11 protein-coding genes are annotated in these 22313 nt (G+C 64.2%); 2 read left to right on the top strand and 9 right to left on the bottom strand.

All coding sequences use genetic code 11. The annotated features are described in order from the left end of the window. Positions 1–182 precede the first annotated feature (182 nt). A complete protein-coding gene (locus tag ACFXN1_RS10235) occupies positions 183–2231 on the bottom strand; it encodes an ATP-binding protein (RefSeq protein ID WP_379463543.1) in 2049 nt (682 codons plus the stop codon). Between the two features lie 901 nt (positions 2232–3132). On the opposite strand from ACFXN1_RS10235, the gene ACFXN1_RS10230 reads away from it, so the two are divergent. Further along, on the top strand, positions 3133–4143 hold the full coding sequence (locus ACFXN1_RS10230; protein WP_379442181.1) for an MBL fold metallo-hydrolase: 1011 nt from the start codon (positions 3133–3135) through the stop codon (positions 4141–4143). A gap of 118 nt (positions 4144–4261) precedes the next feature. Here ACFXN1_RS10230 and ACFXN1_RS10225 read toward each other — a convergent pair whose 3' ends face one another. The 5 genes from ACFXN1_RS10225 to ACFXN1_RS10205 form a co-directional block, all read right to left on the bottom strand. Beyond that, a complete protein-coding gene (locus ACFXN1_RS10225) occupies positions 4262–4762 on the bottom strand; it encodes a GNAT family N-acetyltransferase (protein ID WP_379442180.1) in 501 nt (166 codons plus the stop codon). 4 nt (positions 4763–4766) lie between these two features. Then, a complete protein-coding gene (locus ACFXN1_RS10220; protein ID WP_379442179.1) occupies positions 4767–6839 on the bottom strand; it encodes a neutral/alkaline ceramidase in 2073 nt (690 codons plus the stop codon). A gap of 268 nt (positions 6840–7107) precedes the next feature. Next, positions 7108–7986 (bottom strand): alpha/beta fold hydrolase, encoded by an 879-nt coding sequence (locus ACFXN1_RS10215; RefSeq protein WP_379442177.1) that lies wholly within the window; start codon positions 7984–7986, stop codon positions 7108–7110. Positions 7987–9038: 1052 nt separating this feature from the next. After that, positions 9039–10844, bottom strand: a complete 1806-nt coding sequence (gene drmB, locus ACFXN1_RS10210; RefSeq protein WP_379442176.1) for a DrmB family protein — start codon at positions 10842–10844, stop codon at positions 9039–9041. A gap of 1 nt (position 10845) precedes the next feature. Next, positions 10846–12693, bottom strand: a complete 1848-nt coding sequence (locus ACFXN1_RS10205) for a helicase-related protein (protein ID WP_379463542.1) — start codon at positions 12691–12693, stop codon at positions 10846–10848. 12 nt (positions 12694–12705) lie between these two features. Between ACFXN1_RS10205 and ACFXN1_RS10200 the strand changes: the two genes are divergently transcribed. Further along, positions 12706–13575 (top strand): hypothetical protein, encoded by an 870-nt coding sequence (locus ACFXN1_RS10200; RefSeq protein WP_379463541.1) that lies wholly within the window; start codon positions 12706–12708, stop codon positions 13573–13575. 439 nt (positions 13576–14014) lie between these two features. Here ACFXN1_RS10200 and ACFXN1_RS10195 read toward each other — a convergent pair whose 3' ends face one another. The 3 genes from ACFXN1_RS10195 to ACFXN1_RS10185 all read right to left on the bottom strand — a co-directional run bounded on the left by ACFXN1_RS10195 (position 14015) and on the right by ACFXN1_RS10185 (position 22139). Next, the gene (locus ACFXN1_RS10195; protein ID WP_379442173.1) at positions 14015–15943 is read right to left on the bottom strand and encodes a UvrD-helicase domain-containing protein; all 1929 of its coding nucleotides are present in this window, start codon (positions 15941–15943) and stop codon (positions 14015–14017) included. Further along, positions 15940–20652, bottom strand: a complete 4713-nt coding sequence (locus ACFXN1_RS10190; protein WP_379442172.1) for a DEAD/DEAH box helicase — start codon at positions 20650–20652, stop codon at positions 15940–15942. The genes ACFXN1_RS10195 and ACFXN1_RS10190 overlap by 4 nt, the downstream gene beginning before the upstream one ends. A gap of 314 nt (positions 20653–20966) precedes the next feature. Continuing rightward, entirely contained in the window at positions 20967–22139 is a 1173-nt protein-coding gene (locus tag ACFXN1_RS10185) for a DNA cytosine methyltransferase (RefSeq protein WP_379442170.1), read from the bottom strand. Between the last annotated feature and the right edge of the window lie 174 nt (positions 22140–22313).

The raw sequence follows: 22313 nt of genomic DNA, 5'->3' as shown, positions 1-22313 counted from the left end.
AAACTGCCCCAACCAACTTCTTCCCCCCCCCTCTTTTTCCTCTCCTCCCCCCCGTGTCCTCCCCCCTCCCTTTCCCCCCCCCCTCCCCCCCCCCGCGCCCCGCATCGCGCACTGCCGCGTCACGCAGGCCGTGCCCCTTCGGCCCGGCGCTGACCGTGCGGTGCGGGTGGCAGACGATTCGGTCAGCCTGCTCGCATGTTCTCGGGCGGGGCTTCCTCGTCGGCTTCGGGATCTCGCATGGTGTACACGCGTTCGAGGAAGTCGCGGTGGGCTCGGAGGGTGGCGTCGAGGAGTTCGCGCCAGGTGCGGCGGTCCACTCGGTGGTCGCTGACCAGGGAGGAGAGGGACGCGGGGCCGAGCCTGTCGATGTGGTCGACGATGAAAGTGAGGCGGCGGCGCGGGAATTGGGCGCCGATGCGGGGGTTCTCGTCGAGGAAGTGGTCGAGTTCGTAGAGGTAGTTGACGGCGCGGTTGTACTCCTCGTCGGTGAGGTGGTAGTCCATGCGCTTGATCTCGACGATCCACAGTTCGCCGGAGTCGTGCAGCAGGACGAAGTCGGGTTCGCGCTTCTCGCTGCCGATGGACGTGGTCACCAGCGGGGTGCCGAATTTGTGTGCGTACCAGCGTTCGAAGCTGGCGCGCACGCGTTTGAGGGATTCGTTCATGCCCAGCGGGGTCCACTCGGGGGCGAGCAGCCAGGGGGCGGATTCGATGAGCTCCTGGAAGGGTCGTTCCAGGGAGCGGCGGTCGTCGATGAGCGAGCGCAGCCGGTTCACCACGGCGACACGCTCACTGGCGATCTGGCCCAGCGAGTAGATCTCGGCCACCCGGGCCCGCTCGAACAGCGCGACCACCACGTCCAGTGCGGGGTCGGCGTCCTCGGCGATCTCCTTGAGGGTGTCGAGCAGGCTGCGCTGCGGGCCCAGCGACAGCGCCAGCCGCAGCATGTTCTCGATGTGCGTGGGATCGTCCATCGAGGCACGATCCTTGTGCGCCACCAGGATTCGTGCCGCGTCCAGGACGGAGTCGCGGAACACGCGGTCGCCGGGCGCGATGGCGTCGAGGGTCTCGTGGATGCGGGAGCGCTCGACGAACTCCTCCCAGACCCGGCGGCGTATGGATTTCTCGCCGAGCCTGCCGATCTCCTTGATCAGCGCCCGGCCCCACTGCGCGAGCGCCTCACCGCGCGGGGAGCTCCACATGATGTCCTGGCGGTCGGAGCGGACGAGATCGTCGTCATCGTCGAGCCAGTCGACGTGGATGGCGCCGACCAGATAGGAGCGCAGTTTGAATTCGCCGGTGAATCCGGAAGAGATGCCGAAATCCCTTGTCTGCGCAACGATCTTGCCGCGCGCGTAGATGCGGACCCCGGCCATCGCCTCGTCCCGGTACGGCTGTTTCGAGTAGGCGATCCAGCCCGTCACCGGCAGGAATTGCCGCCCGAATCGCACCGGCACCCGGCCGGCGTCGATCCGGGTCTCCTCCATGACGTCGATCGGCAGCTGGCTGAGAATGAAGCTCTCCGGGCCGATGGCATTGCGCACCTCCACCCGCCAGTCCGCGCGTTCGATGCCGAAACGGGCCGCCAGCTGCCGGTTCAGTTCGGTGCCCGTATTCACCCGCTTGCGAAAGAAATTCCGCAGGATGACGGTGGTGCCCCTTTGGGAGGCGAACGTGCCGTCCAGCCGGCCCGGGCGGGGGAAGTAGTCACTCTCGGTGTCGGAGAGCATGTCGTCGAGGTCCATCACGATGTGGGAGACGTTCCAGCCCAGCGGGGTCCGGTCGTCGTCCCGGCTGCCCGCGGTGATCACCTCGATGGTGCGGCAGATGCCGAAGGCGGCGAGCTTCCCGATTCCCTTGCGCCCCATCACCGGCCGCCGCCGTTCCCGGGACAGATCGGACCCGGTGCGCACGCGCCGGTCGGATCCGACCATCAGATAGTGCTCGTTGATCTCCTCCGCGGTCATCCCGTGCCCGTTGTCGGAGACGACGATCTCGTATGCCGGTTCGTCTGCGGCCCTGACGGTTCCGGCCAGCATCGCACCCCACGGCAGCACGACCTCGACCTCGGTGGCGTCGGCATCGTAGGAATTGGCGATGAGTTCGGCCAGGACCGCCGAGACCCTGTCGTAGAGCCGGATGCCGAGTTTGTCGATCGCCAGCCGGCTGATGCGCATCGTGTACTTGTGGTCATCGCGTTCCCGCGCGGCCGCATGCACGTCGTTGTACATGATGGGCCCCCAATTGCCCTCGGAGCAGCCGTCGTTCAGCTACCTCTGAATACGATGCAACGCTGATTGATTAACAGCAGGCTGAACATTTACCGACCGCTTCGTCACGGTGTGATTCCAGGATTCACCAACCGATAGCCCACGGCAACGGCAAGGTCTCGGTTACCTCCACGAGTGTGCGAGCGACCCTTGACAACCCGCTCCTTGCTTTCGTCGAGGCCGCCCGTCGGCCCGTCCCCGCCGACGAGCGAGCCGATCGGTGAGGCAGTGGTTTACCGCCGGAATCGGGGTGTCAACCATCGAACAGATGCGATTGCGCCAACTTCCAGAACCGGGCGGCGAAACCCTCTCGGCCTCAACCTCAGCAAGTTCGGACGATCGAAGGTCTGATGGGTGGCGTCCACACTCCAGTACGGCCGCACGCCCAGCAGCGAACCCGTCGCTCCACGTGGATAGGCGCTGCCCCTGCCGGCGCGAAAATGACGACCGGCGATTGACGACGACAGCGGCGCCCGCTGTCGTCCCACCGCACAATATGTCGCTGAGGCTCGAGCTAGACGTGTCGAAGACCATCACGTGGTCGCCATGCGGCCGGCGCCATCGTTGCCGGCGATGTTGCAACCGTGCTCGCGCCATCGGGCCAAGAGATTCGGTCGACCGCAGTGCGGGTAGGAATTGGGTGCATATGCGATGTGCTCCGGCTGCGGGCAGGGCGCGCCGCGACCGCGGGCGGCAGCACAACCCGATCCACCACTCCGGATGCCACCGTGGTCCCCGACGGGCCGAGCGTTGCGCGGGGATCGGGGGTGAGGGCGGTCGGGTGACAGGTCAGGCGGATGGAGGCAGAATGCGGGGCGGCGGCGGTCGGCGTCCGCTGTGACGCGAGACAAAGGGGTACCGGGTGGCCAGTAGTCAGACCATTGCCGCACGTCAGCGCTTCTTCGGGGAGGCGGCGGTGGACCCGGTCAGCGGTGCGGTGCGGGAGGATCAGGTGCTGGTGTCCTGGTTCGGGTGTGCCAGTTTCGCGGTGGCCATGGGTGGCGTGGTGTTTCTGCTGGACGCGTGGGTGCCGCGCGGGGCGACGTCCGGGTATGTGCCGACCGGGCCGGAGGAGGTCGCGGCGCTGGATCCGGCGGCGATCTTCATCGGGCATGGGCATTTCGATCACGCGGCCGATGCGGGGGCGATCGCGCGGGCGAGCGGGGCCGTGGTGCACGGGACCGCCGAGCACTGCGCGACGGCTCGCAAGCAGGTGGGCGGGGCCGAATTGGCTTGTCAGGAACTGGGTTCCGGCAAGTCCGCGCCGGGCGACCGCTACGACTTCGAGCTCGCGCCGGGGCTTTCGGTGACCGCGGTGCGCCATCTGCACTCGGCGCGGACACCGCGGCACGAGGGGGCGGATGCCTCCGCACCCGTGCGGCCCAAGCCCTGTCTGTGTGATATCCGCGCCTATCCGCCGGGGCTGGCCGACGCCGGACACCTGGCGCGCAATCTGCTCGCGCCGGAGGGCGGAGTTCTGCTGTACCAGTTCCGGCTCGGCGATTTCGTGCTGACCTGGCATGATTCCTCCGGCCCGCTGCTGGACAAGGCGCCGCACGTCCTGGATGTGCTGCGCACGCTGCCCGCCTCGGATGTGCATATCGGCGCGGTGCAGGGGTACAACCAGTTCACGAATGGGCTGCGGGACCCGCGCAGCTATATCGAGGCGCTACGGCCGAAGGTGTTCGTGCCCAACCATCACGACAACTGGCTGCCGTTGATCACCGCCCGGGGTGAGGCGTTCCGGACGCCGCTGCATGAGGAGGTCGCGCGGATGCCGGAGGGTGCGCGGCCGGAGGTCCGGATGCTGCTGGACCGCGACGACTATCTTGCGCCAGGGCGGATGGCGTTCGACCTCGCACCGCAGCACTGATCGACTGGAGTCCAGGGCTGGTCGGCCGACAGGCGGACGGCGAATGGTCGACGCCAACAGGCTGCGCTGCAGCCCGGTCAGAGTAGTGGCGTTGTGTCGATCAGCGAAGGCCCGTCGATCAGCGGAAGCGGAGAAGCATTGTGATGCTGGTGGTTCCGGCCGGATTGAGGATTTCCGATCCCGGTACGTCGACGAAGCCGAGGCGTTCGTAGAGCCGCCGGGCCGGATTCTCCAGGCGGACACTCAGACTCACGGCGTCGTACTGTTCGCGGGCGGTGTCGAGGAGTGCCGTCATCAACGCCGTTCCCAGTCCGGTGCCACGGCTCTCGGGCGCGACACCGATTGCCAGTTCCGGGGTGTCGCTGTCGATGTACCCCAGAGCCGCGTCCTCGGCGGTGAACCGGCGCAGCCATGCGGCACCGAGCAGTACGCCGTCGAACCCGCCGACCACACCGAGGTCACCTGCGGCACCCCAGTTCTGGACATACTTCGCGAGCTTCGGCTGATCCATCAGCTCGTCCGGCGAGACCATGCCCCGATCGCGGGCATACGACGCCTCGAACAGCATGGCCCACAGGAACTTCTCGTCCGCCACGTCGGCGGGCCGGACAAACACCATGGGATCAGCCGATCACGAATTCCGCCGATGTTCCAGTGAATTCGTTGACCGTTCCGCCGGCGTCACGGCTGTCACCGGTGTACTGGATCCGGTAGCGGCCCGCGGGGGCACTGTCCGTAACCGTCCACTGGATGTTGATGGTGGAGGCGGCAGGCTGGCCGTCCGGGCGGGACCAGTGCAGTTCGGTGCACCAGTCATTGTCGTCGTAGACGCGCCGCCAGTCATCGCCGGAGCCCTGCTGGACCTCGAAGTAGGTGCCATCCAGGTGGAAGTTGTTGTTGGGGTGAGCGCCGACGAACTCCACCGAAACCGTCTGTCCTGCACCGTAGTTCGCGTCAGGCTGGGTGAGAACGTCACCATAGGCGCGTCCGGCGTGCGGCAGGTCGGCCGGGACCGGCGGCAGCAGGTTCGGCTGCAATCCGAAGGCCCAGTCGAGCGGGGCCGGGCCGCGGCCGAGGTCGATGCGTGCCGCCAAAGCCTTTGCCAGACGGTCGAATTCCTGCATGTGGGCGGAGAGCGTCCAACGCCCGTACAGGGTTTCGCCGCCCTCGTACTGCTGGGAGGCGTATTCCTCAGGGGTGGTGACGTATCCGCAGTAGCCATTGGCGTAGCCCTGCAGCAGCACGTTCTCCAGCGGCACATTCAGTGCCCGCGCCACCAGTCGCCGGATTCGCAGCCCCGACACGACCGTGTACTCCGACGGCCCCGAGGCCAGCACCAGATCGCCGATGCGCATCAGCTGCAGCGGCACGATCTGCGGCACCCACGGCCGCGGCGGCAGCACCCCGAGTGGGGCCAGAATCAGCTTGGGCGCCTGCACATCTCGCATCCAGTCTTCGATCGGCGAGTTGAGTCCGCCGAGCGCGGCCACCATCGGATTGGCGTCGCCCTCCTGCAGGAACGACAGCTGCGAGTTCCAGTTGTCCTCGGTGCTGGTCGCCATGGCCGCCGCGCCCATCATGGCGGGCGAGGTGCGGGCGGGCTTGCCATCCGGGGTGTAGTCGCCGTCGATGGCGGTGTCCGCGAGGTTCACATAGTGCAGCACCGAATCCACGCCGGCACTGCCCATCGGCGTCGCGGCGTCGAAAGCCTTTCGGCCCGCCTGATATTGACGCTCACCGATGATGGCGCAGTTGGTGCGATTGTCCTCGGTCGGCCCCGACGGATGCATGGGCCGGATCCATAGATTGGGCGTCATATCGCCCGCATTGGTCTGCGGGAACGCGGCCACGAACGACGGCGCGCCGTCCAGGTGCCGCACACCCATCTCGTCGTGCTCCCAGCGATAACTGGCGTATCCCTTGTTGTCCGCCGAGATGAGGGTGTTGCGATCGGTCAGCGAGGTGCCGTGCGTGGCGAACCACGTGATCGCCCCGACATCCTTGCCGCCCTGCCGGAATCGCAGCACGGTGACCTGCGGATCGATGGCATCCGGGAACGCCGCCTTGTCCTCGTCCGGATTGGCCTCGAACGCCACCCGCGACCGATTCGCACTGGCGTCGTGCAACTCCCCCCGGCCGAGCATGATCGACCCCGGCCCGAGATTCTCGTGCGCCGCAACGATCGCCTTGACGATCCCGTTCACCTCGGCATCGTGCGAGTTCTGCTGAAACCCCATGGCCGCAAGCGAATACGCGTACTCCCGCGCGGTACCACCACACGAGTTGTGGTTGTGCGTCGCATTGAGATTGACGTTCCGCTCGGTATACAGATCCCCGAACCGCTGCTGAAGTTGCTGCATCACCACCAGATGCACCGACTGGAACAAGCAGGCATTGTCCGTATTCACGAACGCAACCCGATCCCCCGTAGCCTGGTCCACTACGACGTAGGCCCGCGCATAACACCGCGTCAACAGCCCCGTAGTGACCTGATCGGCCTCGGAGTACCCCATCATCCCCTGCCCCGCCGGGGCCCCGGTGATATCCGCGAGCCCAACCCCGACAAGGTAATCCTGCCCCGCAGCCCGATGCCTGATGGGTTGCGCCCCAACCATATTCGCACCGAACGCCGCCGCACCGGCCCCCACGCCGCCCACCGCAGCCCCCACCAGCACAGCCCGCCGGGACAGAGTCATCGCATCCTCACTTCCACACCCGCGACAATGCGAACCAGCCCGCACCCGCCAAAGAGTGAACCTGTTCCATTTCAGGTTTTCCCGCAGACTAGTCGGTCACTTGACCAATTTCTAGCCGTCCAACCTGAATCGCGCCCGCCACCCTATCGTCGGCTACTACCATTCCCCCGCCGCACACGCCGATACCTGCAGGTCACCTATGCCTTCCACGCCCCGAGCAACCCGATACGTCAGCGAGCCGCGTCAAAGAGTTTGCACGCCTGAAACCTCAGCGAGTCTCCCGATCCAGATCGATCAACCGCTCCCGAACCAACTCGGGCTGCTCATCCACAATGAAGTGGCCGCACCCCTCCACCAACTCCAGGGTGTAGTCATCCGCCTGAGCCGTCTCCGCCGCGGCAAGCGAGCAGTGCACGGCCGAGTCGTCCTTCCCGAACAGCGCCCGAAGCGGCACCGTGGCCCGCCGGGTCTCCGGATTCCGCACGGACGCCGGCACCTCCTTCAGAAGGAATGTCCGATAGGTGTCAGTAGCAGTCCGAGCCACCACCGGATCCCTGAACCTGTCCGCGAAGACCTTGATCGTCTCCGCATCCATCGCGTGTCCCTCCGAGGTCGCAGCCCCGAACAGCCACTCCAAGAACCGAGTCCGCCGCTGCAACGGCACCCCCACACTCGCCATCAACGGCTGATAAGCCAACAACCGCCAAGCCTGCCGAGCCACATCCGCCTTCGGCGCCCAGGGATGCGCCATGTTCAAAACGAGGAACCCCCTGAACCTCTCAGGCTCGCGAAGCACTATCCGATACCCGACAAAACCACCCCAGTCATGCCCGACCAGCAGCACGTCCTTGTCGAGCCGTAAAGCATCCATGAGCGCCAACAAATCCGAGGCCACATCGTCTTTCGCCCACCGATGCGGCGCAGGCCCAGACCACCCGTACCCCGGCAGATCCGGCGCAACAATCCGCAGTCCCTCCGGTGGATCCGCCAACAGTTCCCGATACACGTAGTGATGCTGCGGCCACCCATGTAGCACAACCACGGGCCGCCCTTTCCCCGCCTCGGTCACATGGAACCGAACCCCACGCGCCTCGACAAAGCTCCGCCGCACGTCCGTAATAGCAGGTGGCGCCTGATCGGAAGTCATAGCCCACGCTAACCCTTTCCCCATCCCAAAACCCATCTTTGTGGACAAACCTAGCCCGTTGTCCACATCCCCGCTCTGATCGACAACCCTGCAATCCCAGCTTCGACGCCGATCACCGCCGCCACAATCTGCCACCATCGGAGCATGATCCGAACCCGCGCAGAGCTGACCACCGAAGGATCCCGCCCAGTAGCGTCGACAACAGGTGCCGCCAAGGTACGTACATGCGCCTGCTTCCGGGCGTCTACTGAACGGACACACCGGATTCCATCGCCAGATGTCAGGCCATCATCGCCTGACTCCCCCAAGCATTGCTGAACCCCCGCACCGCGGCGTGGCTCCAAGGCATACTCCCGAACAGCCGACGCTGTACGAGGCAACCGTCCCGCCAAACCCCTACCGCAAGACCCCAACCCGGCTGCACCTCTACCGCCGCCCCTCCCGCCGACTGGTCCACAGAACCCCAAGACCTCCCAACTACCCACCCGGTCCTCACCTACTCGACTGCACAACCGTACTCCCGCACCGCACAGCTGACGCCATGGTCGACGAGCACCTGAGACGCACCGTCGCCCCATCCGACGCACTCCGCCTGTGCCACAACCCAATCCATGGCCGCGCCGCCTTCCGACGACACCTGCCCGAAGCCGCAACCACGCAGCGTCCGAACCGGAACGCCTCTTCACCCGAGCCCTAAAGCAGCGCGGCGTCAACATGCTGGCCAACCACCCCGTAGGGCAATACATCGGCGACTTGGTCGTCGAAAGCTCCACACCATCATCGAGATCGACGGCCGCGAATTCCATAGCACCCCAGCAGTATTCCGCCGCGACCGCCGCCCTCAGAACCTCATCCTCCTTGTCGGCTGGCTGCTCCTACGCTACGCAGCCGTGGGCATCTACACCTCCATAGACTCCTACGCCAACGAAGCCGCCACCGAGATCAAACGCCGCCGACACGCCCGCCGGCCACGAGTGGGCCAATCCCTGCCATTTGGCCTCCCACGGCCATTTATCCCAGATTTCGACATGGCCCAATCACTCTCCACCAACTCACAGCCTGTTGAAGTACCCGAGCTCGGCATTCCCCGGCCCACCGATCAGCAGCGCGCGGTCGAGGAATCGATTGTTCGTCTCGCAACTCGTCTCGGGCAGCATCACGCAGGAGTGGCACGCCGCGCGGTTCAACGCCCCGGACCCGGCGGGGCCGGACTCCATGCACAGAGGATCGGCAGAGCACCATCGGCAGCGCTCCAATGCCGCCTCGAGTGAGTGGACCAAACTGGCCGGTTCGCCCTGAGCCACCACCCCACCCAGACTTCCGGCCGAATCGCTTGTCGCCGTGTAGATGAGAATGCCCGCCATGGTGTCGTCGATGTAGAGGCGTTCCCGGAGAGAGGCCGCGGGATAGCCGGCGTCCAGACTCCATTCATTGATGAGGGCATGGGCGAGAGTGTGCAGGAGAAGGTAGCGCGGAGTGACGAATGAATCCGTGACACGTGTGCCCGAGCGTTCGGAGAGTTCCGCCAGGTGATTCGTACGGATGACATTCGCCCGGTCGATCACGTCCGTCTCGGCTTCCCACGTTGTCAGGCGTTCCCCGGTCAGATCGAGAAAGACGCCTTCACCGATCACCTCGATGGCTGGGAGCCAGCTCTTCTTGGTGACGCTGAGCGGGGCCATCCGCTTCTTGTCGTTGTCGTCGTCAGGACCGGTGATCCGGGTGAAAGACGGCAGAGCGCGAACCTCCCTGAGTCGGTGCACGAGCATCGACTTCGAGATGCCATGCCGCCGAAGCGGTTCGGTGTCACCGGTCGGGGGTTCGCAGACGAAATGCTGTTGCCGGTCGCGTTCGGGAGTGTGGCTGTGCAGCTGCTGGTACTCCTCCCGGAGGAACCTCGGCCAGTCCAGTGCGGGCCCCTGGTCGCCGTCTGATTCCTCCGCGTCACGGACGATCCGGAGTACGTCCTGGGTCGTGTAGTTGGTGTTCGCGAGCACTCTTTGGATATCGAGAAAGCTGGCGATCTCGCTGTCGGACCGTCCCACCAGTCTCGACAGGTACGGTCCGACGACCCGGTGGATGCCCTCCGACCACGGCGGAATCGAGATTGCGGAGCGTACGACCGCATACCATGCGGCGGAGGAGCCTCGCTGCAACGTCCGCAACTGTTCGGTGCATTCCACGGAGTCCCGCTGACCCAGCCAGGGTCTGTCTCCATAGCACCTGATCTTCAAGGAGGAGAGCGCGTTTCGGCGAAAGGACCCTTCCATGGAGACTGTCTTGCCGCACTCACAGGAGATCAGCACCGACCGCAGAGAGGCGGTCGTGCCCGCGGTCCTGATGCTCAACGCGCCCTGGCAGCTGTTGGTGTGACCATCCGGTACGCGATGCACCCAGGCACGATAGGGGAATTCGGTCACGTGCCCGTTGGCGCAGGCCGCGATGAAGCGAGACGGGGTCAGTTCCTCGTCGCATTCGGCGCAGACATTCTTGCCCTTGGGTGAGTTGAATTCTCGGAAGGGCGCCAGCCTGCCGCATCCGGGGCACGAGTACCACACCGGGAATCGATGGACCTTGATCCCGTCGCTGCCGGACTCGGGCGGTGCGGGCGGCAGGCGGAAGTCGTCTACACCCAGCATTGTGGCCAGACGAGGTTCCTGAATGGAGAGGTCGTCGGTGACCTTCCAATCGTCGAGGCCGCCGACGATATACGAGCCGTTGTCGATAGCGATTAACGATCCGACACCGTAGGTCGTGATGATCTGTGCGCGCCGAACCGCGCCGATCCTGCGGTATCCCCGAGCCTCCGGAAGCAGGCCGCCTCGGCTTCGACCAGGGGAAGAAGGTAGTGGGCTCAAGTCATTTCCTCATGAACAGGGCGGATTCCGCGTCGACATCGCGGAGGCTCCACAGGGTCGGGATGCGTTGAAAGTCCTCGGGATCGTCATGGGTTCCCAACAGCGCATCCGGGTGCCGCTTATCGGCCTCGTAAACCAATCCCGGTTTGTTCTCGGCAAGTTCGCACCACCAGTCGATGATGTCGTCCAAGGCCTGCTCGGTGTGCTCCCTCTCGCCCGGTTCGATCTGGTCGACGCGCTCGAGCAACGTCTTCTTGACGCCTTCTACCTCGTCCCGAAATTCCGCGATGTTCGCGGCTGCCCCGTTCGGCCGGGCGGTAGGTATCATCAGCCGTGTCAAGGCGACCAGCACCGCGTGTAGTCCGCGGTCTCGGGATCGGGCCGAAAACGGTGTCACGCTGGATGATTCGACCTCCCGGTAGAGCGCGGAGTGGAACCCCAGGAAGTTCTCGTAGTGGGATCTGTCACGCGATCGGGTCGAATTGAGAAGCACCACAACGAGTCCTGGATGCCTACGGCCGACACGGCTGGTCGCCTGAATGTATTCCGCGGTCGTCTGCGGTTGTCCCATCACCGCCATCAGCCCGAGTCGATCGACGTCGACGCCCACGGAGATCATGTTGGTAGCCAACATGACATCCAGAGCATGTGGGTAGCGCCGTTCGAGGGCTTTAAGACGTTCCGGGACCTGCGTCGCATCCGCTCGACTGGTCAGCTCGGTGTGTTCGAGATCGCCGCGAAGCGCCGAACCGTCCCGCCGCGCGAGGCCTTCGAGCCGGCCGACGACGTCATCATGGACCTGGACGTCGGCACCGGCCAGAATGCGCAGACTGTTGAAGTATCCGACGAGCGTCCAGTACGCGTCCCGGACCTCGTCGTCCGCTTCGACGGTGTTCGCCGCATGCAGCAGTGCCGCGTACGCGCGAATCAGCAGAGTGGTCTGGCTGGTTCCCGGCGCGAGCAGTCCGACATAGCGACGGGCAGCTTTGGACTCGGCAGGACTCTCCACGGCGAACCAGGAATCACGAGCATCGAGCCCCGCCGGCGGAAACTGCCGAGTCACCCGGTTGAACAGCTGCTTGCCCTGATCACTGGCACGTCGGATCGTCGCGGTGGAGGCGATCACCTTGGGTCTCCCGGCCGCCACGTCCACGGCTGTCTCGTAGAGACCTGTCAGTGTGCCAAGCGGACCTGAGATCAGGTGCAGTTCGTCCTGGACGATCAGTTCGGGTAGCGCCGTCTCCGGTCCGCGGTCCCGGTTGAACAACGCCGCGGTCTTCTCCCGCCAAGCCATCGAGGCGAACTTGTCCACCGTCGCGATGACAAGTGTCGGATGCGCGTCGTACACGCATTGGTCGACTACATGCACGGGCAATCCGCTGTGAAAGGCGCAGTCGACACTCGGGCAACGGATGTACATCCGGAGATTCGCCTCGTCGACCGTGTAGTCGAAAGCACTCAGCGGGGTTCCACACCAAGGGCACGAGTGCAGCTGGACTGGGTTCTTCTCCTGGACCTTAAGGTTCTGCCGAAGTCGATCGAGGCTGGTGACAGCGTCGGCGAGACGATTGGGCGTGGCCGAGGCGCCCACCCACATTCCGATGGAGATCTCCTCCTCCCCCAGCCGGTCCGGCTCGGCCCGCCGCAATTCCTCCATCGCACAGATCAAGGTCGCCGCCCGTTCGAACTGCTGCAGCGTCAGCAGGCGCAGCGTGTACCGCATCAGCACCGTGACACCGCCGCCCTCCTTGGGGTCGCGTAGTCGACGTAGGAATGTCGTGAAGGCGATCAGGCCCAAATAGGCTTCGGTCTTACCGCCGCCGGTGGGGAACCACAGCAGATCCGCCACTCCTCGGTCGGGGTGATCCGGCTCGGCGATCCCCTCCAAGCACAGCAGGACGAAGGAGATCTGGAACGGTCGCCAGCGCCCGTCCTCGACGGGTCTTCCGACCCGGCCGCCGCGCGCCCACTGCGCCTGCGCCCGCTGCGACACCATGGCGCGGTTGGCCAGTTGGAAGGCTTGGAAGACATGCGGATCCTGCTCGATTCGCCGCAGACCCGATCGCATGCGATCGAGCGCCTCCGTGCACTGCCGGATCTGTTCTTCGGCCGTATCGAAGTACTCGGTGCCGACCAAGCGGCCGAGCTCCACATCGCGGTCCTGGATCCACGCGCTGTACCCGTCCAACAAGGCATCCAACGCCTGTACGACCGCTGGAAGAGGTTTCGTGCCCAGATCAGCCATGGCGAGAGCACTGTCGTTGATATCGGGATTCGAGTCGGTCAGCAGAACATCGACAGAAGGAACGAACGTAGTCCATACGGCGGCCACCCGCGCAGCCGACGAGTCCGGCCACTCTCCTGGTCTCGGGGGCGTCCACTGCCACTCAACCGTACAACCATGGCCTCTCGCGAAGATCGGAGCGTAACGGTACAGCAGGCGACTCAGACTCAGCTCGCTGTCGAAAGTCCCTTCGTTCGTATGCCGTTCGACGATCGGCGCGGTGCCTGTGGGCCCGGAAACGCGGATGGATGGTTGAAAGACACAGAACTCATCCTGCAGCGCGAAGCGGTCCACATGACGGGCGTTGATCAGCGAAATGGTCACCGTGACATGGCCGCTGACCGGATCGGCGCGGCGCACGAAAGCCCGCAACTCCAGGTCGTGCCCCAGTTCGAAGGAAGTGGTCTTGCCCTGCTGCCGCAGATCCACCGCGACGGTCGGGAGTGAGAGTGCTTCACGCCGCCAGTGTTCGAGCTGTTCGCCGGTGGAGCGTGACTCCGCCCGCTGCACCTGGATCGGATTGCCGGCATGGTCCCGCGGTCGATACCGCGACGCGGCGACCTCGACGGTCACTGCGTCGGCGGCCCCGAGATCGACAGCGAACGTCAATCCCATCGAGGAGGGCCGCCGACGTCCTGCGAGTGCTACACCGACGTCACCGGCTTCGTCAGGATCGCGGTACACGCCCGCTGCAGCGTCAGGTCCATCCTCCTCCGCCGCGATCTCGCTGTCCGCGGCCGAGTCCGCTTGCTGCGGATACAGCACACCTGTCGGATACGCCGTGACCGGCTGATCGTCGGTCAATACTTCCTCCGGACCGCCAGCCGGACCGAACAGATCCGCAACCACACGCTCGCAGATGGCGTCGCGAACTCGGTAGTGGGCCTCATGCGCCATCGCCGTCTCCGATCTGTTCGAACTCTGTCCAGTCGTGGAAGCGCCCCAGGCCACACAGACGGGGAACACGCCAAATTCCCTTGTCGCCCAAGCCCGCTCGCTCGGTCAGCGCCTGACTACCGGCGACCGCTTCGATGGTGTCGACCGTTATCCCGACGATTCGCTGCGGCCACCGTCGGACAACGAAATCCCGCCCCAGTTTGAGGAGCCGGTGAAGATCGATCCGAAACTGCTCCGAGGCTTCGCCGATCGGTCGATCAGCGTGATAGACGACGTATTCCGGACCCGCGCCGTCGTCCGGCGCCGAACCTTCCAGCAGGCGCAACTCGACCCGATCGCCGGGATGCACTACCCGTCGCAGATAGTGCTGCAGCTCGACCGGATCTGCTGGAAAGACACCAGTGCCCGGCGGAAGGCAGGCGTCCACGTCACTGCCGAGTGCCTCCATTCCTCCACGCCACCACTGTTTGCTCTTGGCCATGCTGGCGGGGTACCAGCGATCGATACGTTTGTGCTTGCGCATCAACGCGGGAGGCCTGGTCAGCTCATCGATCCGGAACAAGTCGTCACGCGGCCGAGTCATCGCGACATAGAGGAGCCGTGCGTCCTCGGCTGGATCGGCATCCGTGCCCGAGTATCTGTCTGACGGTACTGCGATGATCACGCGGTCGAACTCGAGGCCCTTCGCCCGATGGATGGTGGAAATGGTCAGCGGCTCGGCGGGCTGCGGCACAAGTTCGTCGGGGATTCGACGCTCGGCGATCGCCTGCCGGATCGCATCCAGAGTGACCGTTCCGCCGCCGCGGCGTCGCTCGCGGGCCAGATTTCGTAGAACTCGCCAGATCTCGTCGGGGGTGGTGTCCGGTGAGCCGATCAGGAGTTCGGCCGCAAGCTCTTTCAGCTCGGCTTCGTTGACCGTCAGGCCCGCACGATCGAAGAGGTCCGCGAGCCAGCCGGGGGCCGGACGGCTGGTCGCGGCCCGTTTCAGATTGTGTCGAATTCCATTGTCCCGCAGCGCCTCCGAGATGAGCAATGCCTGTCCGTTGTTTCGGGTCAGAATCGCGCAGCTGCCCGGAAAGTCGGCCAACGCGCCAAGGGTCATCTCATCGTCGAGTGCACCGAAGGACTCTACGGCCGATAGTCGATCGCGGAGCAGTCGATGGATGCTCTCGGCGTCCTTTCTGGCTGCCACGTCGTCGCCGGACAGCCGACCGACATCCGCTCCCAGAGACAACGCCGTGCGCGCCTCCGGCGTGCGGGCCCTGAAGTTGCGGGACAACTGCAATTCGACCAGATCGGAGCCACTGTGGGCACGTAGCCATTCGACGAAGCGGTTGGACTCGAAGGCACGCTCGCCGCGATCCTCCACTTGGAATCCGTAGATCGCCTGCGCGGAATCACCGACGACGGTCAGACCCGCGCGCCGGAACCGAGTGATCAGCGCCTCGACCATGCGCCGGCGAGATCCCAGCAGATCCTGCACCTCGTCTATGACGATATGCGCGAGATCATCGCCATACCAATCATCGGCGAACCCGCGCTCGATCGCTTCGACCGCGGCCTCGATGCGCTCGTCGAACGGCCGGTTCCGCCAGTCACCGTCCTCGTCGACATCGACCAGCAGCGAGATCGCCCAGGCGTCGAATGTCTGGACGCGAACACGCTTGGCAGATACCGCATGTCGTGCGATGCGGCGCGAAAGCTCCTTGACCGCAGCACGAGAGAAGCTGAGCACCAGAATCTCCGCGGCGGCCAGTTCCTCACGCGCGATCAGTGCGTCGAGGCGACGCACCAGTGTATGCGTCTTGCCTGCACCAGCTCCGGCCGTAACGAGAACCCGCGCATCCCAGGGCTGGTCGACAACCACCTGCTGCTCGGCCGTGAGCGGGTGACTATGTCGATAGACGTCCTCGGTCACGGCGCCCCCTTCCAGAGATATTCGAACTCGGTGAACACCAGGTCCTCGCCGAAGTTCGCAACGTTGTCCCGGACGTTGAGGATCAGGCAGGTGCGGTCACCGCCGTTGCGCGGTCCACGAAGTCCGCGACCGATCATCTGCTGATACATGTTCGGGCTGTATACCGGACGTGCGACCACGACTGCCCTGGTAGCCGGTGCGTCGAACCCCTGGGTCAGCACGCCGTAGTTGGTGAGCACCCGAACCCGCTTCTTGCGAAAATCCTCGATTCGCTCACGCCTAGCAGCAGGCGCCGTAGCCGAATCGATTGCGGCAGCAGATATTCCGCGACCGTTCAACTTGGCCGCCATCAGCTTCGCGTGCGCTACCGAAGTGGCGAAGAGCAGAATCGGCCAGTCGTCGGGCATCGCCTCGATTTCGTTGAGCAGCCGGTTGTTTCGGCCGTGGTCGTCGGCCAGTCGCTGCTCGGCGGCCTTCGGCAGGACGCTGAATCTGGCAGCATCCACACGCTCCTTATCGGACAACTTCAGTTCACCACCGTCGATCTCGCGATGCTCGACCCGGGAGAGAACGCCGAGTTCCTGAAGGTCCCGGTAGGCCGATTGCGGATCGTCGGAGGAGAATACGCCGCGATCCAGTCGTCGATCACCGAAACGCTGCACTAGTCTTCGAGTTTCTTCCTCGTTCCGGCCACGGAACGCGGTCGCCGTCAATCCGATCAGGTGTCGGCTGGTTTCCCGCTGGGAGATTCCGACCTGAGCCAGCAGCTTGGTGTACGAAGGCGCCAGCGCCACATGCGCCTCGTCGATGATGACCAGCGCCGGCCGTCGGAGCCAGCTGTAGGCGTCCTCTTCGAGACAGATCGCAAGTTTCGCGTCGGTCGCCACCACCAGATGCGGCCCGCTGGAGGTAGGCGTCGCGCCATTGGACGACCACAGTCGACTGATGACTAGCTTGGTCTCGGCGCCCGCCTTCTCCCACACGAATTTCCAGCTTTGAACCGCCTGCTCGCACAGCTCCTCACTCTGCGCGATCCACAGGATCGGCCCGGTCAGATCGCCCACCTCTTTGACCCAGCGGATGACGCTCTCGGCCGTAACCCGTGTTTTACCGGCGCCGGTGGGTAGGCAGAGCATGGCACGCGCCGGCCTCGGTTCCAGCAACAACGACACCAGGTTCGATGCCATTCGCTCCTGGTATTCGTGCAAGCGCGGGAACTCCATCGGTCCGTCGACAACAACACGCGGGCTCAGCGAGACACCCTTCGCTCCGGCGAAAGAGTCCGGAAACCCGAAGTCCGATACGAACCTCAGCGCGGACTGCGAGCCGTCGTACTTCACCGGTGCGTTCGGCAGGTCGATCGCGGTTCTGTGCTGCTTGAGAATCTCGTCGCCGTGCGCGTTGTACGCCAATTCGGCGATCCAGCGCGGATGCTGTTGCAGACCGGGGTTCTCGGCCAACTCGCTTTCGATCAGTCCCTCGGGGAGACCAGCGCGCAGTGCGTCCTCACCGATCAGCAGTAGCACCTTGTCGATGACGCTGTCCGCGTCCTTGACCTGTTGAATCGCCTTGTTGCGCTCCAACTCCGCCATCCGGACCTGATGGCGCTCCAACAGCCGCCGGCAGCCGGCCGCACCCAGACCCCAGCCGAGGACCCCATCGATCTTGGTCAGGGCATCGACGTCATCAGCGGGGCGCAGCAGCAGTACGGTCGTACCCTGCTTCGCGACCGACAGGGGCTCGGCGTGTGCACCATTGGGGGTCCGGGTGATCTGCTCCAGTTCGGAGCAATACTGGACGGATCCGATATTGCTGCCGAACCTCTGCCGCAGGGCCGGGAACGCCTCCACCAACGGAATCGGGTCACCGTCGAGTACGTGGCGGGTCTCCTTCGAGATCACGTCGGCGGGGCGCAGCATCCCCCACGTGTTGACCATCGTCTCCGCTGTCGCCGGATCGGGTGCCAGTATCGCTGGGCACCCTTCGGTGACGAGCAGGTCGAAGTCACTGCGGTTCGCCGCAATCGCGATCTCGTTATCGGGCCGGTTATCCCAGCCGAGGCCAACCCGGCAGCGGGTGGCGACGTCCACCAGGGTGAAAACCTTTTCCGGGGCATGCATCAGCAGGGCGTAGGCAGCACCGATGTATTCGTCGTCCTCGCTCTCAGCCGCCTGCTCGAGGATCCACTTCCAGACCGGGAGCGGCAGCTTCTCCAGCGTGTCGGGAAGCTCGAGCTTGGCGGCCTTGTCCAGGCTGATGGTCGCGACAGGAAGGACTTTCGAATGCTTCGCCAAACTCGGCGAAACACAGGCGTTCCGCCGTGCCAGTCCTTTGGATGTATTGAAGTGCCCCTCTGCCGTGATCAGCCAGTTCAGAGGCGACGGAACGGCGAGACGGGTGGACGGGTCCTTACCCAACTGAAGCGTCCAGTTGCGCACCACGCCGTCATCGGGAAGTTGCTCGATGAAAGCTGCCCGACCCATCGGTGAGAGCTTCGTCAACAGGCGCAGTGGACCCGCGGTTGGCGCACCTTCGAAACGGAAACGGGAGAGCGCCGGCCGGGAGGCCGTACTGCTCAGATGGTTTTCGCAATAGTCCTTGTACAGCGCCTCCTGGTAGGCACCGAACCACTCTTCGCCTTCGGGTCGATGATCGCCGGTGGGCACGTCGGTCATCCCGAGCGCGAGGAAGCTCGTCCGGTCATCCCCGTGTACTCGCATGTCGATCGCGACGTTCACGTCACGCGAGCCGTCGGCGGGGACGACTTTTCCGGGCACCAGGCAATCACGCATGGGCCGCAATTCGCCGTCGATGGTCCGGACGTGCAACACCGAGAGCGGGTCGGCGACCTTCGACTTCACCAATGAGACCGATCGGCCCGATCCAGCGGCTCGCAACAGTTCCCAGAACCGAAGCCAGGAGTCCGGGCCGTAATCGGCGAAGCCTTGGTCGAGGACGGCCGCGAAACGACCCGAATGATCAGCTTCGTGAACACCGAGCCGAGAGAGCTTTCCAGCCATCAGCGGTTCATCCGCCACCGCCGGATGGACGTACACCAGATCATCTCGGAGACCGTCGTTTCCGGCCCTACGGAAGACCTGCCCGGCTACCGGGGCCACCAGGCCATTGCGCTCGGTGAGTATGATCCGTGCCCCACGAGCCTCGTCCATACCGTCGTATCCCCGCGCGATCATATCGTCGAGGATCGTGACAGCGATCTGCGATGCCGCCGCAGTCCCATCACTCACCAACGCCTCGAGCCATTCCCTGACACCCCGCAGGCTCTTCTTCCCGGCGGCCTCGAAAATGTGATTGACCTTGCCTCGCCGATCGCGGTGCGCGTCGATGGAGTGGTGAACCCAGTCCGCCGGGCGGCCGGAATACTGTGCCCACAGTTCCAACCACGATCGGTGCAGACCGTCCGGATGGACGTTCAACCTCTCCAGCTTCCGCAAGACCCCTTCCTGGTCCGGCAGCGAGGGCATGGCGGCAGCATGCTTCCATACCCGCTCGGTGAGCTGCTCACATGCCCAGTTCGGTGATTCCTTCGACCGGCCGGGCAGCAGGTGCAGGTATGCGGCGGCATCGACCGGATCCACCAACTGGGGCAGGGAAGCAATCACGAGACGCGCTGCGGCGTCGATCAATTCGACGTTGAGGCGACTCCCCTTCAGGATGGCCTGCCGGTCCTCGTTCGTCTTCCAGGCCGCATTGATGTTTCCGCTCAGCGTCGTATCGAATTCCGTTGGGAAGAACGACCAGAACGTGCCACGCCCGGCCGGAACCGAGAGGGTGCCTGCCCCGGAATCACGGTAGTCCGGCACCGCCCAGGCGAGGTCGATCTCAGGGCGATCGTGCAGTTCACCCGCTGTGGTTCGAACCTCGTCCGAAGGGACGTAGACGGCGGTGAACACCTTCCAGTCAGTGTTCACAGTCTTCGCGCCGGTCTGTCCCTCCGTAAGTTCCCGGCGCAGCCCCTCAGCCGTCGTGCCGATCCTTCTCCGCAGGATGGGCATGGACCGCAGGTCCTCCAGCACCAACTGACCGACATGTGGGGAGAAGAGTTGAAAGGCCGCCGGAAAATTCTTGATATCGCTTCCGAGCCGCGCCGCCGCGCCGGGATGCAACGGCAGCCGAACCACAGTCGTCGCCCAGGCCATCAGTTCGTCGAGGATGGCGTCCTCGGCCCTCTCTCGGTCGGCGTCGATCGCACGCGCCATACGCAAGACGGGTGTTTCGTCGGCATCAGGATGAATCGCCCGGATCAGGTCCGCCGACCAGTCCCGATCGAACCCGAAAGAACCCGTCACACTGAAGAATTGGGGAGCGTCGCTCACTGAGAGCACCGACTTCACGCCGACTCCGAAACGGCCGATCTGCCCGCCGCGCTTACGCGACACCGACATCCGAAGAATCGTCTCGGCCCCGTCCGGGGTCACCGGCGTACCCTGGTTCGCACAGTACAGATACTTCTTGTTCAGCACGACATGGATTCGGCCACCGACGTCCTTTGCGCGCATTTCATCCGCGCCGTTCTGAACCAACTCGTACAACTGACGAGCACCATATCCGCCTTGGCTGATTCGCCGTTCCCCGTTGGCGTGTTCCTGAATTAACCCCGGATCAGCTCGATATGAATCGAGAACGCGTTGCGACTGAGCCAGAATCATCTCGATGACATCGGAAATATCGATGCAACGATCCGTCACTTACCCTAACCCCTCGACCGAGAACTTACACGATAACTGTCCGAACGTATTGCGGAACCAGCCCCGACAATGCCGGTCACTCGGGCCACCAACCCTGCTTCGAATGCAGAGTCACCCGATCACTCATCCATCCCAGCGGGCCGCCTCCCACTCCAGAAAATGTTTCGCAGGGCACAGTCCGGTACCCTTCGGACATCAGCCCCAAGGGTTGTTCGATACATCCGATAGACATTCTAAGGCCGATTCGCCAGATTCATCCCATTCGCCACAATTTGGCACATTTCGTCATAATGTTCAGCTCTAACTCCATCTCGTCAGACCTCACATGACACGAAATGTCGGTCGAATAATCCCTCGGCCTCGCTGTCTTGCCGCAGTGATTCGCGTTTCAACTCGTGCTCACCGGAAAGGGTAGCCGCCCAGGATCCCCAGACAGCGTCATCGAGTGATGCCTCCTCGGGCCGCTCCCCGTACAGTGCGGCAGCGAGGATGTGTGCTCCTACTCGCGGCGGCACCGCGTTGCCGACTTGCTGATACCGGCCCCTACCCGACCATGGGTAATCGATCGGAAAGGTCTGCAGACGACCAGCTTCCGCGGGATCGAGCCGTGCCTTCTCCGTACCCTCCGACATGATTCTATTACGTCGAACCTTCCCGGTAACGGTAGCCGCAGGCTCATTCGATTCCCGCTCACCACGGGCCGTGGCGTCGCCCCCGGTCCCATAATTGGAAACAACGTGGAATTCGTACGGACGATTCGGCAGCGCCTCACTCATCGCCACCCAAGGCAGTAAACCGGATTCACCCTGTTCACGGCTAATTCCTTTTCTGTACCGACGATGCGTTGGCTGCGGAAAATATGCGGGCCGATCTCGACACGCGATCAAGATCGCGCGGCGGCGAGTCTGCGGAACGCCGAATTCCTCCGTACGCACGATCCCCACCCGAACGTCATAACGACGCTTCCGTAATACGGCAGCGAGAGCTGCCCACACTGGAAGAACCGTCGGAACTTGCTCCAATACAATCGTCTCGAATGGTCGCCCTTTTTTGATCGCGGCCAGCGTCCAACGCAGCGGTTGCAATACGAGACCGGTTCGGATATCGGCCAGCGACTCGAGCTCCGCCTCGACGTCCTCGCCATTGGCCATCCTCAACATGAAATGAACAACTTGATCCAGCGCCTTGCGACCGGCGCCCGAACCGGCGACCGAATAGGTCTGACACGGTGGCCCACCGGCAAGGATCCTCGCGTTAGGGAAAGCGTCCAGAAGCTCCAGTGCGCAGACATCAGCCTGCCTGGTACCGAGCTTCGCTCCGAGCCGTGTCAGGCATGCGTCCCTGTCGTGCTCGATGCCGACAGCCTGGATCCCCAACCACGTCGCCGCCACATCCAGACCGCCCGGGCCGGCGAACAAGTCGATCATCTCGACCTTCGATGGCGATTCAGCGTTGTAGAACAAGCACTCACCCATCGCGTCGGCCATGCGATCCGATCTTAATCACACCGGTCGGGTGCCGAGCTTGTTCACGGAACCCGTTGCAACGTTTCGATGATCCACCACGATTGTCGGTGGTCACGCTTACCGTGGTCGAGGAGCCAGGGGGGGGTGTGCGCACCGCCAGCTGCGAGACGTTGAGTTCGGGCCATAGGAGGGGAA

The sequence above is a fragment of the Nocardia sp. NPDC059154 genome (assembly GCF_042755705.1).
GTDB lineage: Bacteria > Actinomycetota > Actinomycetes > Mycobacteriales > Mycobacteriaceae > Nocardia.
The sequence above is the reverse complement of the archived record's forward strand: the minus strand, read 5'-3'. Positions and strand labels throughout refer to the sequence as shown.